This window comes from Arenibacter latericius DSM 15913, assembly GCF_000424985.1.
GTDB lineage: Bacteria > Bacteroidota > Bacteroidia > Flavobacteriales > Flavobacteriaceae > Arenibacter > Arenibacter latericius.
Genome location: NZ_AUKX01000002.1, coordinates 38,841 through 53,937 on the forward strand (window position 1 = coordinate 38,841; position 15,097 = coordinate 53,937).

Sequence of the window (15,097 nt, forward strand, 5' to 3'; positions counted from 1 at the left end):
TTAGTATTGGTTCTGAATAAAGCGAACCTAGTAGGTGTTAATCTTAAGTTAAAAATGCAAGGGGGTAGCTGACTATTTGGCTATCACCCCTTCTGTCTCCATTACAGGTAAGAGAGTAAGGTTGCTTTCCTGTATTGAGTTTTTTTCAAATACAAATCTTTTTTCATAGAGTTTGTTGTCTGCAAAATAGGTGACAAAAAATTCATTGTTAAAAGAAAGGACCTCTTCTTGTAGTAACTCTATTTTCCTATAAGACTTTGCAGAGACTTCCCCTAGGCCATGTCTCATGGTGGAAGTTTTTTGGTCTCCTTTGTAGCCAGTGGATACAGCTATTACACCTTCAATAGGAGTGTCCCGATCATTTATGATATAGGCATTCCATGTTTTTTCTAAGAATTCGTCGTTCCATTCATGGATAACACCTAGGTATACATTCTTTGAAACAGGTATTTCTATGTCCTTTTTCATTTTAAAATGCGGTTATAATTAGTTTGTTCCTAGAAAAGCGTATTGAATTAAAGGGCGCTTTTAAATTGCTCCAAGAATCTTAAATCGTTCTCACTCAAGAGTCGTATATCGGATATTTGATGCAGTAATAAAGCAATACGGTCTATACCCATTCCAAAGGCAAAACCAGAATATTCATTAGCATCTATCCCACAATTGGTAAGGACATTAGGGTCTACCATACCACATCCCATAATTTCTAACCAACCTGTACCTTTGGTCATCTTATAATCTGCTTCGGAATTCAATCCCCAATATACATCAACTTCGGCACTCGGTTCTGTAAAAGGGAAGTAGGAGGGACGTAATCGAATTTCAGATTTACCAAAAAGTTCAGTTGTAAAAAACTGTAAAGTCTGCTTTAAATCTGCAAAAGAAACGTCTTTGTCTATATATAGTCCCTCTATCTGATGGAAGAAACAGTGAGATCTTGCCGATATGGCTTCATTTCTATATACTCTTCCAGGAGATATGGTTCTAATAGGTGGCTTATTGTTCTCCATATATCTTACCTGAACAGAGGAAGTATGGGTACGCAACAAAATATCTGGATCTGTTTGGATAAAAAAGGTATCCTGCATATCCCTTGCTGGATGGTATTCGGGAAGGTTTAAGGCAGTAAAGTTATGCCAATCGTCTTCTATTTCAGGACCTTCTGATACATTAAATCCAATTCTGGAAAATATATCAATAATCTGATTCTTAACAATTGATATAGGGTGTCTAGATCCCAATTCTAAGGGCTCTCCAGGGCGAGTAAGGTCGCCATAGATGCCATGGGCCAACTTTTCGTTTTCCAGTGCTTGCTTTAAGGTGTTTACTTTTTCAGTAACAACGGCCTTGAGTTGGTTTACTGTTTGCCCAAACTCTTTCTTCTGTTCGTTAGGAACGTTTTTAAAATCTGAGAAGAAATGATTGAACAACCCCTTTTTTCCCAAGTATTTTATTCTAAATGCTTCAATGGCATCCTTATCGGAGGAAGTGAATTTTTCTACTTCCGAAATATGTTCCTTTATCTGATCTATCATTGCAATGGTATGGCTTGGATTCTCATCAAAAAATTGAACCGCAAATTTAAAACTTTTATGGCAAGCCACGAATAGATTTTATCTAAATCTATATTGTTGATGTCTTCTCTGCTTTGTAAGGGCTATAGTAACGATGTTTTTAAAGTCGCCAATACATAAGGTAATACCTTCCCAATGCTATTGGTAAACGCTATTTGCCGACCTTTTCAGTGATAATGCTGCTTTATAGTAAAGAGTTAAAGGTCTTTATAATCTAAGCGATAGATTTCCATGATATTATTAAGAATACCTTTGAAATCTATTTTTAAGTCTATCAACTTTCCAGTCTTAATATCGAACACCCATCCGTGTACAATGAGGTTTCTTTCTCTATATGCTCGTTGGACAGCTGCTGTTTTTATGAGGTTAATACATTGCTCCTGTACGTTTAATTCTACTAGGCGATTGTACTTTTGCTCCTCATCTTCAATAGCATTTAATTCAGTCCTATGTTGTCTGTACACATCCCTAATATTCCGTAACCATGGGTTTAAAATACCAAGGTCTTCGGATTGCATAGCGGCTTTAACTCCTCCACAAGAATAATGTCCACAGACTACAATATTATTAACCTTAAGGTGATCTACGGCATAGTTTACTACAGACATAACGTTGAGGTCTATACTAATCACCATATTGGCAATATTACGGTGAACAAAGACTTCTCCAGGGCCTAGACCCATTAATTCTTCGGTGGTAACCCTGCTGTCTGAACAACCAATGTATAGGATATCTGGTTTTTGACCCCTATCCAAATCTTTAAAGAAATCTGGATTTTTGTCCAGTTTATCTGCTATCCATTTTTCATTGTTTTTGAAGACATCGTTTAGGCTATCCATCTTTTCTGTTTTTTAATTTAGGAAATTATCCGGTTAGAAATGGTTCCATATAGGAATCGGTATTCCTAATTTTAATTAATCGAGGGCAAGATAATTATTAATTGAAAGGGAAATATAGGTTTGCACTGCTTTTTTTTAGCAAACGAATAGAAAACGGACTATTAGCGCAAGGTGGTAAAAAGGAATGCTTTTCCTAGTAACCGCGGTTAATAGCGTCTAGATCCGGTTCCTTAAGATATTAATATTCTAGAAATCTTTTAGTTCGCGTATCTCATTGGATAAAAGCCAGCCGGTTTTCCCATCTGCAAGTTCAATTTTTTTCCAGTCTTGCATCTCTTCAACTACTTGCACTTTGGTACCTGCATGTAAATTAAAGATTGCCTGACTCCTATTATTAGGTTCAGGCTTAATAGGGGCTTGTTCCACATATATTATAGCAGGTCTTTCAGAGTTATATCTATTATACTGAACATAGGATAAGGTAGAAGCAGTAAGTGATAGAATTAAGAATATAAGACTGAAGATAAAAGCAATTCGCTTTTGTGTAGAATATCTAAAGTAGTAGAAGGCTATGTAAAGACCTACAAATAAAAACATGAATACTATGGCTGTATATGCCCATTGATCAAAAGTAAGGTAGCCTGTAACCTTATTGTAGAATTTAGATATCGTTGTTTTGGGTAAGGGTTCAATAGCATCTAGGGTCATGTTTTTTGCAAAAGACAAGTTGTTTAAAATGTCTTGGTCCGAAGGGTTTAACAACAGTGCCTTTTCATAATAATAGATGCTTGGAGCAATATCATTAAGTTTATAGTAGGTGTTACCTAAATTAAAGTACAAGGCCGCGGAATGCGCTCCGTTTTCTAGGATTTTAAGGTAATTGTCCCTAGCCTCCTCATATTCCCCATCATTATAAAAAGTGGTGGCCTTTTCAAATAGCTCTTGGTTTTGGGAGTGTCCCAAAGTACCAATCATAAAGAAAAGAACTGCTAATACACGTACCATGACTTAAATTTGTTTGTCTAATTGTGAAATAACCTCGCTAGCTTTATCGTAATCTTGTTGCATCTGCACCTCTGAGAATGGGCTATATCTAGCCATTTCACAGCTTTCTAACAGCCCAATAAAACCGTTCTTTGTGTTATCATCAACATTTTTTTCTTGTAGTAGGGTGGCAATCTTATCCTTACTAAACTCAGAAGTTTCAATCTTCAGTTTTGCTTTTAGGTAGTTATGTAGCGCTTTTTCTAGTGCAACATAAAAAGAGTCTTTTGAACCTAGTGCTTTTTTAGAGGCTGAAAGATATTTTCTTGCCAATCTATTTGCTCTTTTAATTCTATTGCCTTCCACGTCACTTGCTATGGCTTCACGTTTTTTGCCAATAACAATTGCCACAGGAATTAGAATGATGGGGAGTAACCACCACAGGTAAAATGCCGTAGAACCAAAAAAGTAATTCGTTCCTATTGTAGTTAAATTAGGGGTTAATTTGTTAAAAACAAACTGGTCTGAAGACGCAACCACGAGCTGTTTGTTACTACCTCTATTATTGCTACTGGGTTCTGTTGTGCTTATTGCGCCACTTATAGGACCTTCTAATACGTTTATCATTGCCTCTTCTGAATTGAGGGTATGGTATTTTTCCGTTTTTGGATTAAAATAGCTAAACGTTAAACTAGGGATAGGATACTTTCCTCTATAGGTGGGTACTACAGTATAACTGTTTTCTACCTTTCCTTCCATCCCAGAAATAGTAGTTCTTATGTTTTCTTTATACTCTGGATCATAAACCTCTAGAGAGCTAGGAAGATGTAGTTTTGGGATTTCAAACAGTTTTAAATTTCCTTTCCCGTTAATACTTACTACCGCTTGTAAGGATTCGGAAGCATTCAGGTGGGTCTTGCTTGGAGTTACAAAAAAGTCGAACTGCCCTACGGCTCCACTAAAGCCTGCTGGTTTACCTTCTGTAGGAAGAGGTTTTACACTTAATGTTCTTTTACCTGCTGAAACTGTTTTGTTGGCTTGCGCCATAACTCTACCACCAAAAAAATCGCGTTTATTGGTAGGTACTTGTAGGCTAACATCTAGAGAGAGAGGTTCTAGATCTAATTCCCCTGTTCTTTGCGGATATAGTACTACTCTCTTTAGGATTACCGATCTATATGGCTTTCCTTTATAAGTAGTATTCTCAATAGAATATTTGGTTACTGGAATATCTTGACTCCAAAAATTATTATATTTTGGATTGTCTAGTGCTCTAAAGTTAGTTACATCTATATTAGGACTAGCATAAAGTTTATAAACCACTGATACGGCCTCATTTAAATAAGGGTTGCTTTTAGATATCTCTGCAACTAAATGTAAGCTTTCGTCCGCTACGTCATCTACTGTTTTTTCACCGTCTGGTCGGTCTACTGCTGCTGTAACTTCTACCTCCTTAGGTAGGGATTTATAAGTAGTACCATTAATATCTATTGTGGCCTGATTTATAGTAAACTTTCCTCTTGCTGTTGGGGCGAGAGTATAGCTATAGGTTTTAGAAAAGCTTCTAACTCCATTCACCCAAGACGAGCTTATGGACTGCGAAGGTCCCATAAGTACTCTAAACCCTTTAAAATCTGGCGGAGTAAAATTATCACCATCCCTGTTCATAGTAAAGTCTACCCGGATTCTTTCGTTAATACCCAGTTTATCTTTACTGAGTACCATTTCAAAAGTTACCGATTCATCATCCTTTTGGGCATTAAGTGTAATGGCCATGAACAATGCTACTACTAGCGGTATGTATCTTTTTAATATCATGGTTATTACCAATCTTTTTCGTTCTTAACTTTTGGTCCTTTTACCTTTTGGCCATCTATCTTCTCTTGAACTTTCTTTTCTTCATTTTGCATAGCCTCCAATAAACTTCTCACCTGCTGTGGTGATAATTGATTAGGCCTTGGCGGTTGTTGTTCTTCTTGATCTCCGTCTTGGGGCTGCTGGTCTTTTTTATCGCCTTCCCCTTCATTCTCGTCCTCCTTTTCTTGATCTCCTTGATCGTCTTGGTCTCCTTCGTCCTGATCTTGATCTTTGTTTTCTTGCTGGTTGTCCTTATTCTCCTGGTCTTGTTCTCCCTCTTGCTTGTCCTGGTTTTGATCTTGTTGGTCTTGCTGGTCCTCTTGGTCCTGGTTGTCTTTATCAGGGTTATTTTTTTGGTCTTCCTGCTGCTTTTTTAGCATCTCTTTGGCCAAGGCAAAATTATACCTAGTCTCCTCATCGGTAGGTTCATTTCTCAATGCTTCTTTATAAGCTTCTACCGCTTTTTCATATTCTTTGTTCTTCATAAACACATTCCCCATATTATGAAATGCCTTATGTTTTTCTGATTTGCTAGTTGCATTCTCAGCAGACTGCTTGTACCTGCCAAAGGCTTCGCTATAGGTTTCGTTTTCGTAATAGGCATTTCCTAAATTATAAGGGGCGATGCTATTATCGGCATTTTCGGAGATTGCTTTTCTGTATTTTGCTTCAGCATTCACAAAATCCTTTTCCTCTAAATTCTTATTACCTTCCCAAGTATAGGCTGTTGATCTCTTTATAGCCTTTTGTGTTTCTTTATCTATTTCTTGGGCATGGCCAAGATAGCCGAACAATAATATGATGCATACAATCCTTTTCATTTTTCTAGATTTATTGCTCATTCTCATTAAACAAGTTCAATTTTTTTAGCCATTTTGTTTTTCTGTCCAATACAAAGATGTCTAAAAATAGAAATAAAAGCGCCGCACCCAAAAACCATTGGAATTGATCCTTAAACTCTGCAAATTGTTTGGCCTCAAATTCCGTTTTATCTATTCTATTTAACTGGTCTCTTATAAAGGAAACAGCTTGTTCCGTATTTTCCCCACTGATGTATTCACCATTTCCATCGTTAGCAATATCACGCAAGGTTTGTTCATTCATTCTAGTAATGACTACTTCTCCTTCCCGGTCTCTTAAAAAGCTCTCTACAACTCCATTTCTTTTTAAAGGAATGGGTCCCCCTTTTGCAGTTCCTACCCCAACCGTGAAAATTCTAATATTTTCTTTGGTGGCCTCATCCACACTTCGGGTAATATCCCCTTCGGAATGGTCTTCCCCATCTGATATTATAAAAAGCACCCTATTGGTTTCTCCGTCATCATAATAATTAGTTGCCAAGTTAACGGCTTGGTCAATAGCAGTCCCTTGTGAGGAAAGCATATCGGTATTCATATTTTGCAAGAACATTTTTGCCGCCCCATAATCTGTAGTCAATGGCAATTGGGGGAATGCTTGCCCTGCGTAAGCAATAATCCCGATACGGTCGCTTGCTAGCTGGTTAATGATTTCAGAAACCAATCGCTTTGCTTTATCTAGTCTATTGGGAGCAATATCTTCTGCCAACATACTTTTAGAGACATCCACCGCGAATACTATGTCTAGTCCTTCCCTTTTTACCGTTTCTAGCTTAGTGCCCATTTTTGGATTTACTAGAGCAAGAGTCATAAAGGTAATTCCTAATAGGAGGAGTATCAGTTTTAAGGTAGCCTTAAAAGTAGATCTCTCTGGGGTTAATCGTTTTAGTAGGGTTGGGTCCGAAAATTTTCTTTGCGCCCTTTTTTTCCAGATTTGAAATAATACAAAAAGCACGATCATCACCGGGATGATGAATAACAGGTAAAAATATGTTTTTTCGTCTAATTGAATCATTATGCTTTCTTCATTTGTAACGGCTTGGTAACTTAGCCTTTTATTCTTACAGCGCTATATAAAACTTCTGAATAGGGTAATTCTAGTGAGCCATTCTATCAGTAATAATGCCCCTGCCAAATAGACCCAAGGTCTAAATTTTTCCTCGTATTTATAATACTTAAATTCCTCTATATCGGTTTTTTCTAATTTGTTTATTTCGTCGTAAATCGCTTCTAACTTTTTATTATCCGTGGCTCTAAAATATTTCCCGCCAGTTGTTGTTGCAATAGATTTTAATAACTCTTCATCTATTTCCACTGCTTCCATGGCATATCTAAAGGATCCGTCTGCGTTATAGGCTACGGGAGATAAGGCATTACCGTTAGTTCCAATAGCAATAGTATATGTTTTTATGCCAAATTCTACGGCAAGGTCGGCAGCGGTTTGCGGCTCAATAAAGCCAGAATTATTAACCCCGTCCGTTAGTAAGATAATAACCTTGCTTAATGCTTTACTGTCTTTAAGTCGGTTTACTGCAGTTGCAAGACCTAATCCAATTGCAGTTCCATCATCTACTTGTCCGTAAGTAATTTCCTTCAAGGCATTTTGTACTATAGCCTTATCACTAGTAATAGGGGTTTTTGTATAGCTTTCTCCTGCATATACTACTAACCCAATTCGGTCATTAGGTCTTTTGTCTATAAACTCTGCTGCTACTTTTTTAAGCGCTACTAGCCTGTTGGGTTTAAGATCTTGAGCCAACATACTAGAAGAAACATCTATAGACATTACAATATCTATACCTTGCGTTGTTTTTGTTCTGGTAGAGATGTCTTCGGTTTGTGGTCTGGCCATGGCTACTATTATAGCGGCTAACGCGAGCAAGCGTAGTGCAAATAACAGCGGTTTTAATTTTGGCAATATGCTATTGGTAGAAAATCCCTTTATGCTCGATATCTTTAGTGAAGCGGTTTCTTCCTTCCTTTTAAAGAAATACCATAGCATGGCCACTGGCAGCAATAAAAAGAGCCAGAAAAACTGTGGATTCGCAAATGAAATATTCTCTAACATTTATAAGGTCGTTTTTACTTCAACTGAATTTAAAATTCTATCTACAATTTTATCAGCATAGGGGTCATCTGCAAGCCAACTAAGAATAAGGTTTTGCTGAAAACCTTTGCCTCCAAAAAAGAGAACCACATAATTCCCTTCAACCAATTCTTCCGATTCTGGCACCGCAAATTTTCCGCTTCCATAGAGTTTTACACCTTTTACCCCTGTAAGCGTAGTGAACTCTTCTTGTTTGGTGGTAATGTTCCTAGCGCCTTGGTTTTCGAAATTTTGTAATATTTGTTCCGAAGATTTTGCGTAGTCTGGTTCCTCTGGCTGTGAAAGTAAGATAGAGGTGGTGGCTACGGTAAATAATCCTGTTTTGCTTCTATAAGCAAATGCCTGCATTTCTTTAATAGAGGCTTGCGATTCTGGTGGTAACTTTATCGTCTGGCGCAATAGTACCTCTGGGGTTTGCACACTAACAGGTGGGTAACCATAGTCGCTTTGCACCCAATTGCCTTCTAATAATTTTTTTGTGGGATGCCCAAGCACGGTATCCTTAACATAATCAAACCCGTAATAACCTACGGCAGCTGCTCCAGTAAATAAAAGCAAGAGCACAGCGGCCAAGGAAGTGAGAACTATTCTTTTTCTGTAATTCTTCTTCTGAAGCTCTTCTTGGTATTCTTCCTGCTGCATTAACTCTTCTTCCGTAGGTTCTGGAATAGCTTCTTTTGTTTTTATAACTATTTGCTCTACAGATTTTCTATCTGCTTCTGCTACAGAGGTCTCTGGTTTAGATTTTGCGAACTTTACCAAGTCGGAAGTTTGCAATACTTTTTTAAACTGCTGAATGGTTTCGTGTTCCAGTTTTAGTTTCCCGGCATCTTTCATCATTTCCAGTTTATCTATTAACTGGTCAGTGGTGCTTTCAAGAGCAGATACCTGTACTTCTTCCTCTAAGTAGGAGCGCACAATATCTGTTAGTTCGGAATAGTACGACTTATAATCGTCTTGTATTAGGTATTTGGATTTTTCTAACTGTTTTAACCCAAGGATGGCCCTATCAAATGGAGGTAAGAGAGCTACTTTCTCTTCTTCGCTTAGCGGTTTTTTTCTAAATACAAACCAATATAATAATGCTCCTAAAACAAGGAGGATACCCAGGATCCAAAAAATTAAACCCCATGGAATAGACCTGCTTTTCTCTATATTAATAATGGGTTTTATATCATACATTTTTTGGGCAGTAGTATCTACAGCTACATTTGCCACATTAATTAGTAGTGAATCTGTGAAAAAATGCTTCCCATTAATTTCAATCATCTGTGAAGGCAGGGTGTAGGTGCCTGAATCAAATTGGGTAAGGGCGTATGTTTTTTGAAGGGTTAACCGATCATTTTTCTTTACCGAATCGGTCTTTAGTGCTTCTACAGTTTCTAAGGGTGAAAAAGTCTGTCCGTCTGGAAATACAACACGAGATAAGGTATCGGTTTCTACCGTAACCTTAAATTTTATCTGCTCCCCAATCTTAATGGAGGTAGTATCTACAGTCGACTTAACAGTAGGTGTAGACTGGGAAAACCCTGGAGATGCTGCCATAAATAGGCATATAGCCAAGGTGCGCAGCAAATGCGAAGCAAATTTCTTAATAATAAATAGCACAGAATTCTTCATTTAAATCAACCTCGTCGCTTAAAATAGCCTAATAATTTTTTTACATAACTTTCGTCTACCCTACAACTCAATACTCCGCAACCCGATTTCGTAAAAGAGTCTTGGAAATAGGCAACCCGTTCATGATGATATTTTTCATAAGCTCTTCGTACTTGTTTAGATTGGGTGTTTACTAACTGTAATGCCCCTGTCTCGGCGTCCTGCATTTGTACCATCCCTATATTGGGAATATGTTCTTCTCTTTCATCAAAAACCCTTATACCAGTTACATCGTGTTTTTTTCCTGTAATTCGTAAGGTTTGTAAGTAATCGTCCGCAATAAAATCGGAAAGCACAAAAACAATGGCCTTCTTCTTCATTACGTTGGTAAGAAACTTTAGTGCTGCTCCCACATCGGTTTTAGTGCTTTTTGGAGTAAACTCTAACAGCTCCCTTATTATTCGTAGGGCATGACTTCTTCCTTTCTTAGGTGGAATATACAACTCCACTTCATCGGTAAATAGAAGTAGTCCTACTTTATCGTTGTTTTGTAACGCGGAAAATGCCAAGGTGGCAGAAATTTCCGTGATTACTTCTTTTTTAAATTGATTGTTGGTACCAAAGAGCTGGGATCCACTAACGTCTATCATTAGCATCATAGTAAGCTCCCTTTCCTCTTCAAAAACCTTAACGTAAGGCTCGTTATATCGTGCAGTTACATTCCAATCTATAGACCTAACATCATCCCCGTACTGGTATTGACGCACCTCACTGAAGGTCATCCCTCTTCCTTTAAAAGTAGAATGGTATTCCCCACCAAAAATATGGTCAGAAAGACGTCTAGTCTTTATTTCAATCTTACGTACTTTTTTTAGTAATTCCTTGGTATCCATTTTTCAGTTTACATTGATAAATATTCAACCATAGCCGGGCTTTTGCTCATGGGCTGATCACTGTAGACGGATTAAGGCACTTCAATTTCGTTTATGATCTTATTTATAATTTCTTCTGAAGTAATGTTTTCTGCCTCTGCTTCATAGGTTATTCCCACTCTGTGACGTAATACATCTAAGACAACTGCCCTAACATCTTCTGGTACTACGTAGCCTCTTCTCTTTATAAATGCGTAGCATTTGGCAGCTGTGGCCAAATTGATACTACCCCTTGGAGAAGCACCAAAACTTATTAATGGTTTTAAATCTTCTAAGTTGTATTTTTCTGGGTAACGGGTGGCAAAAATGATATCGAGAATATATTTTTCAATTTTCTCATCCATATACACTTCTCTAACCGCCTTTTGCGCTCTAATTATTTGGTCTATACTTACCACTCGCTTTACCTCGTCATAGGTGCCGCGTAGGTTCTGACGAACTATTAGTTGTTCTTCATGAAGCTTAGGGTAGTCTATCACTGTTTTTAACATAAAACGATCCACTTGAGCCTCGGGTAGTGGGTAGGTTCCTTCTTGTTCTATGGGGTTTTGGGTGGCCATTACTAAAAACGGCTTGTCCAAAATAAATGTTTCATCACCTATGGTAACCTGCTTTTCCTGCATAGCCTCTAAAAGTGCAGATTGTACTTTCGCTGGGGCACGGTTAATCTCATCTGCCAAAACAAAATTGGCGAAGATTGGACCTTTCTTAATAGAAAAGTCGTTTACCTTCATATTGTAAATCATGGTCCCTACCACATCAGCGGGTAAGAGATCTGGTGTAAACTGAATTCTGCTAAAGCTACCGTGTACTGCTTTGGCTAAGGTGTTTATTGCTAAGGTTTTTGCTAATCCAGGCACCCCTTCTAAAAGGATATGTCCCTGTCCCAAAAGACCTATTAACAAGCGCTCTACCATGTGCTTTTGACCTACAATTACCTTGTCCATTTCTAAAATAAGCAGGTCGATGAAAGCACTCTCCTGTGCAATTTTTTCGTTTACAGCGCTGATATCCACCGAAGTATTTTGTTCCATATAGCCCTTTGTTTTATTTTATGTTAAGTTGTAAGTTTCAAAAGTGGATGCAAAATGAAAATTTATTTAGTTATCCGCTGTTAATGTATGGTTAAAAATTTTGCAAACACCTAAGATTTATGAAGTAATTAAGGGATTTATTCATATTTTCACAAACATATGTAAAAAAAATGCATCGATTCAAAATAGGGTGCTGCATATAGCATTGTAGAATAATTTAGTTGTGAATTGCTTGTTTATAGTTCTTGAGAAGAAAGTGCAATAAAGGTTATTTTTTGGGTCTACGCTGCTTCGGATCTTAAGTGATTTTTATTGAAATACTCCGAGGTGCATTTCATTGTTTAGGCTTATGTGTTAAAAATCTAATATACCAGAATTATTATGCTATTATCAAACAAAAAACTTACGGCATTTATTACCGGAGCAACTAGTGGAATAGGGTTGGAAACGGCTAAGTTGTTTGCTGTAAATAAAATTGATCTTGTTCTGTGTGGGAGAAGACAATCAGTCCTAAATTCTTTAAAAAAGCAGCTTTCTAGATATGTTAGAGTTCATACTCTTAATTTTGATGTGCGAGATAAAGATGCTGTTTTTGAGGCGATAAGTTCGCTGCCACAGGACTTTTCTGATATCGACATTCTTATTAATAATGCGGGGAATGCACATGGGTTAGATAAGTTTAATGATGGGGATATTGATGATTGGGATGCTATGTTAGATATAAATGTTAAAGGGCTGCTTTATGTTTCCAAAGCTATAATTCCGATAATGGTAAAGAAAAGAGCCGGACATATAATTAATATAGGTTCTATTGCAGCTAAGGAGGTGTATCCTATGGGGAACGTTTATTGCGCTAGTAAACATGCCGTGGATGCCATTAATAAAGGGATGAGGATAGATCTTAATCAACACAATATACGTGTTGGGGCTGTTCACCCTGGTTTGGTAGAGACGGGTTTTAGCAATGTTCGTTTTAAAGGAGATAAGGAAAGAGCTGCAAAGACGTATAAAGGTTACCAGCCGTTACGGCCTGAAGATATTGCAGATGTGATTCACTTTATGGTTACACGGCCTTACCATGTTAACATTGCAGATTTATTGATTTTCCCTACAGCCCAGGCCGGTGCTACAATTGTGAATAAAGAGTCATGATTAATAAGCGTCTTCTTGTAAAAAACCTCTTGGCTCATAATGATGAAAATAGCTTTTATGATAAAAAGCGTTTTATAGATATTAGCCATAAAGAAGGCAAGGCTAAATTTTTAAAGCATGTCTGTGCTTTGGCCAATAGTAACCCAAATAACAATTCATTTATAGTCATAGGGGTAGAAGATGAAGACAACACGATTCTTGGTGTCGATTTTTTTGATGATAGTAGAATTCAAAACTTAGTAAATGCCTATCTAGATAATGCGCCACGAATCACTTATGAGAATATCCCTTTCCCACATCTTCCTTTAGGTAAGGTCGTTGGTCTTGTAACTATAAGGTCTAATGGAGAAGTATGTGCCTTGCGGAAGAATATCTGGAAATATTATGGTGGAATGGTGTTTTTTAGGGAAGGTAGTATAAGCTTGCCTAAATCCTACGGGATAGAATTGAAAGATATGAATGCTGAGGCTGTTTCTCGTATAGAACAGCATGCTAAAAACAATATTGAGCTTACCTTAGATGGGGTGGTCGATTTTTTAAATGAAAGACATAAAGACCTTACTAGTCATTATAAGGTTTTTAAAGAGCAATTTGTAGTGTGCTGGGCAGGAATACAGAAAAAAGTAAATGGAGAGACTTATTATTCACGGGTAGATATTGAGTTGATAAATGAACAGGTTAAGTTGTTTTATTCTGAGTTTGATGAAATTACTATTAGTTATGATGAAGATTCCTTTAGAACTATAGAATACGTGCAATTGGGATTAAATGAGCAGCAAAAATACTATCCATTAGAGAAAATGGTTATTACTTTTTTTGAAAATGGGACCTATACCATTCTAAGCGACTTAATTTTTGAGCCTCCCCGGTATGATAAAAAAGCCTTGTATCATATTTATAATGCCAACCTATCCTTATTAAAAAAGATAGAAGCGGGCATTGCTTTAACGCGTAATGAGAAAAAGGACTTGTCTTATTTATCTGATACGTTTCTAATATGTTATGTTAATGGGTTTGATGAGGCAAAGGAAATTATGGAAGAGGCTAAGCCTATGATTAAGAAATATGACCTTCCCACTTATCAGTCTATAAAAGAATCACTCCGTGTTATTAGAAAAATGAATTACAGTTAAAATAGTCTTTTATAACGCTTCCAATTGATTTTTATCTGGCAAGGATTCAATAGCACCGTAATTGGTTGTGGTTATTGCTCCTGCCTTATTGGCAAGGAATACCATTTCCTCTAGTTGCGCATACGATAATTCCTGAAGTTTTGTTGGGTTTTCAATTTTAGAAATTTGTTGTAATAAACAGCCTATAAAGGCGTCTCCCGCCCCGGTAGTGTCAACCGGTTTCACAGTTGTGCTAGGGATTGTTTTTTGGTGGGTAGTGGTGCTAAGAAATGTACCGTCTTTACCTAATGTAATGGTGATAATTTCTACCCCTAAATGGTGTAAAAAAGCACAGGCATCTTTGAGGTCCTGTTTCCCTGAAATTAATTGAGCCTCTTCTAGGCTAAATTTTGCTAAATGCGATTTTTTAATAAACGGCAGGCATTTCTCTACAAAAGTGTTTTCTGCGCCCTTCCAAAGATCGGTCCTGAAGTTAGGGTCAAAAGAAATAAAAGCATTACTTAAAATAGCATCTTGTAAATAGTTGGAGTATGTTTTTTCTAATTCTCCTCCTAAAAATGAGGTGGCAGCACCAAAATGGACAATCTGATTTTTAAAATGTTCCTTTAGGTCAGGGTTGTAGCTTAACTCTCTATCTGCACCACGACTAAAAACAAAATCGCGCTCTCCATCTGAAGCTAATGATACAAATGCTAGTGTGGTAAAAGTTGTAGAGCGTTGCGCTAGGGAAGTGTTTACATTCCCCTGTTGTAGAGTGTTTAAGAGAAAGGTTCCAAAGGGATCTTGTCCAACGCAGCCCACAAAATAGCTGGTGCCTTCTAGTTTAGCGATAGCGGCGGCAACATTAGCGGGAGCTCCCCCTGCTTTTTTGGAGAAATCGGTAGCCTTACTTAGGCTGTTCCCTTGTTTTTTGGCAACAAAATCGATTAATAATTCCCCAATACAGTAAACATGCTTCATTGTCTTTTTTTTGATTAAGTTATCAAAAAAAAGCCATCAACTATGCTTTTGTTTTTATAAAAGAGCATA

At 37.3% G+C, this 15,097-nt stretch carries 14 protein-coding genes; 2 read left to right on the plus strand and 12 right to left on the minus strand.

What is annotated here, in order from left to right; all coding sequences use genetic code 11:
• Positions 1 to 72 precede the first annotated feature (72 nt).
• The 11 genes from H344_RS0101135 to H344_RS0101185 form a co-directional block, all read right to left on the minus strand.
• On the minus strand, positions 73 to 468 hold the full coding sequence (locus tag H344_RS0101135) for a hypothetical protein (protein ID WP_026808599.1): 396 nt from the start codon (positions 466 to 468) through the stop codon (positions 73 to 75).
• 47 nt (positions 469 to 515) lie between these two features.
• A complete protein-coding gene (gene pheS, locus H344_RS0101140) occupies positions 516 to 1,535 on the minus strand; it encodes a phenylalanine--tRNA ligase subunit alpha (RefSeq protein WP_026808600.1) in 1,020 nt (339 codons plus the stop codon).
• A gap of 236 nt (positions 1,536 to 1,771) precedes the next feature.
• Positions 1,772 to 2,413: a carbonic anhydrase gene (locus H344_RS0101145; RefSeq protein WP_026808601.1), complete on the minus strand. Its 642-nt coding sequence runs from the start codon at positions 2,411 to 2,413 to the stop codon at positions 1,772 to 1,774.
• Between the two features lie 246 nt (positions 2,414 to 2,659).
• Entirely contained in the window at positions 2,660 to 3,418 is a 759-nt protein-coding gene (locus H344_RS0101150) for a tetratricopeptide repeat protein (protein WP_026808602.1), read from the minus strand.
• Positions 3,419 to 3,421: 3 nt separating this feature from the next.
• Positions 3,422 to 5,215: a BatD family protein gene (locus H344_RS0101155; RefSeq protein ID WP_026808603.1), complete on the minus strand. Its 1,794-nt coding sequence runs from the start codon at positions 5,213 to 5,215 to the stop codon at positions 3,422 to 3,424.
• Between the two features lie 5 nt (positions 5,216 to 5,220).
• Positions 5,221 to 6,075 (minus strand): tetratricopeptide repeat protein, encoded by an 855-nt coding sequence (locus tag H344_RS0101160; RefSeq protein WP_026808604.1) that lies wholly within the window; start codon positions 6,073 to 6,075, stop codon positions 5,221 to 5,223.
• Positions 6,076 to 6,085: 10 nt separating this feature from the next.
• A complete protein-coding gene (locus H344_RS0101165; protein ID WP_026808605.1) occupies positions 6,086 to 7,126 on the minus strand; it encodes a VWA domain-containing protein in 1,041 nt (346 codons plus the stop codon).
• A gap of 54 nt (positions 7,127 to 7,180) precedes the next feature.
• A complete protein-coding gene (locus H344_RS0101170) occupies positions 7,181 to 8,179 on the minus strand; it encodes a vWA domain-containing protein (RefSeq protein ID WP_026808606.1) in 999 nt (332 codons plus the stop codon).
• Positions 8,180 to 9,838: a BatD family protein gene (locus tag H344_RS0101175; protein WP_034255971.1), complete on the minus strand. Its 1,659-nt coding sequence runs from the start codon at positions 9,836 to 9,838 to the stop codon at positions 8,180 to 8,182.
• Between the two features lie 5 nt (positions 9,839 to 9,843).
• The gene (locus H344_RS0101180; protein WP_026808608.1) at positions 9,844 to 10,710 is read right to left on the minus strand and encodes a DUF58 domain-containing protein; all 867 of its coding nucleotides are present in this window, start codon (positions 10,708 to 10,710) and stop codon (positions 9,844 to 9,846) included.
• Between the two features lie 71 nt (positions 10,711 to 10,781).
• On the minus strand, positions 10,782 to 11,783 hold the full coding sequence (locus H344_RS0101185; RefSeq protein ID WP_026808609.1) for an AAA family ATPase: 1,002 nt from the start codon (positions 11,781 to 11,783) through the stop codon (positions 10,782 to 10,784).
• Positions 11,784 to 12,164: 381 nt separating this feature from the next.
• On the opposite strand from H344_RS0101185, the gene H344_RS0101190 reads away from it, so the two are divergent.
• Together H344_RS0101190 and H344_RS0101195 are read left to right on the plus strand one after the other, a co-directional pair.
• On the plus strand, positions 12,165 to 12,935 hold the full coding sequence (locus H344_RS0101190; protein WP_034255972.1) for an SDR family NAD(P)-dependent oxidoreductase: 771 nt from the start codon (positions 12,165 to 12,167) through the stop codon (positions 12,933 to 12,935).
• Positions 12,932 to 14,068: an ATP-binding protein gene (locus H344_RS0101195; RefSeq protein ID WP_026808611.1), complete on the plus strand. Its 1,137-nt coding sequence runs from the start codon at positions 12,932 to 12,934 to the stop codon at positions 14,066 to 14,068. The genes H344_RS0101190 and H344_RS0101195 overlap by 4 nt, the downstream gene beginning before the upstream one ends.
• 9 nt (positions 14,069 to 14,077) lie before the next feature.
• Here the strand turns inward: H344_RS0101195 and H344_RS0101200 are convergent, their stop codons facing one another.
• The gene (locus tag H344_RS0101200) at positions 14,078 to 15,028 is read right to left on the minus strand and encodes a carbohydrate kinase family protein (RefSeq protein WP_026808612.1); all 951 of its coding nucleotides are present in this window, start codon (positions 15,026 to 15,028) and stop codon (positions 14,078 to 14,080) included.
• Positions 15,029 to 15,097: the final 69 nt, after the last annotated feature.

What these genes read in the sequence shown, in the direction of transcription:
- H344_RS0101135 (WP_026808599.1), bottom strand. Translation starts at nt 468, where the DNA reads ATGAAAAAGGACATAGAAATACCTGTTTCAAAGAATGTATACCTAGGT.
- pheS (WP_026808600.1), bottom strand. Translation starts at nt 1,535, where the DNA reads ATGATAGATCAGATAAAGGAACATATTTCGGAAGTAGAAAAATTCACT.
- H344_RS0101145 (WP_026808601.1), bottom strand. Translation starts at nt 2,413, where the DNA reads ATGGATAGCCTAAACGATGTCTTCAAAAACAATGAAAAATGGATAGCA.
- H344_RS0101150 (WP_026808602.1), bottom strand. Translation starts at nt 3,418, where the DNA reads ATGGTACGTGTATTAGCAGTTCTTTTCTTTATGATTGGTACTTTGGGA.
- H344_RS0101155 (WP_026808603.1), bottom strand. Translation starts at nt 5,215, where the DNA reads ATGATATTAAAAAGATACATACCGCTAGTAGTAGCATTGTTCATGGCC.
- H344_RS0101160 (WP_026808604.1), bottom strand. Translation starts at nt 6,075, where the DNA reads ATGAAAAGGATTGTATGCATCATATTATTGTTCGGCTATCTTGGCCAT.
- H344_RS0101165 (WP_026808605.1), bottom strand. Translation starts at nt 7,126, where the DNA reads ATGATTCAATTAGACGAAAAAACATATTTTTACCTGTTATTCATCATC.
- H344_RS0101170 (WP_026808606.1), bottom strand. Translation starts at nt 8,179, where the DNA reads ATGTTAGAGAATATTTCATTTGCGAATCCACAGTTTTTCTGGCTCTTT.
- H344_RS0101175 (WP_034255971.1), bottom strand. Translation starts at nt 9,838, where the DNA reads ATGAAGAATTCTGTGCTATTTATTATTAAGAAATTTGCTTCGCATTTG.
- H344_RS0101180 (WP_026808608.1), bottom strand. Translation starts at nt 10,710, where the DNA reads ATGGATACCAAGGAATTACTAAAAAAAGTACGTAAGATTGAAATAAAG.
- H344_RS0101185 (WP_026808609.1), bottom strand. Translation starts at nt 11,783, where the DNA reads ATGGAACAAAATACTTCGGTGGATATCAGCGCTGTAAACGAAAAAATT.
- H344_RS0101190 (WP_034255972.1), top strand. Translation starts at nt 12,165, where the DNA reads ATGCTATTATCAAACAAAAAACTTACGGCATTTATTACCGGAGCAACT.
- H344_RS0101195 (WP_026808611.1), top strand. Translation starts at nt 12,932, where the DNA reads ATGATTAATAAGCGTCTTCTTGTAAAAAACCTCTTGGCTCATAATGAT.
- H344_RS0101200 (WP_026808612.1), bottom strand. Translation starts at nt 15,028, where the DNA reads ATGAAGCATGTTTACTGTATTGGGGAATTATTAATCGATTTTGTTGCC.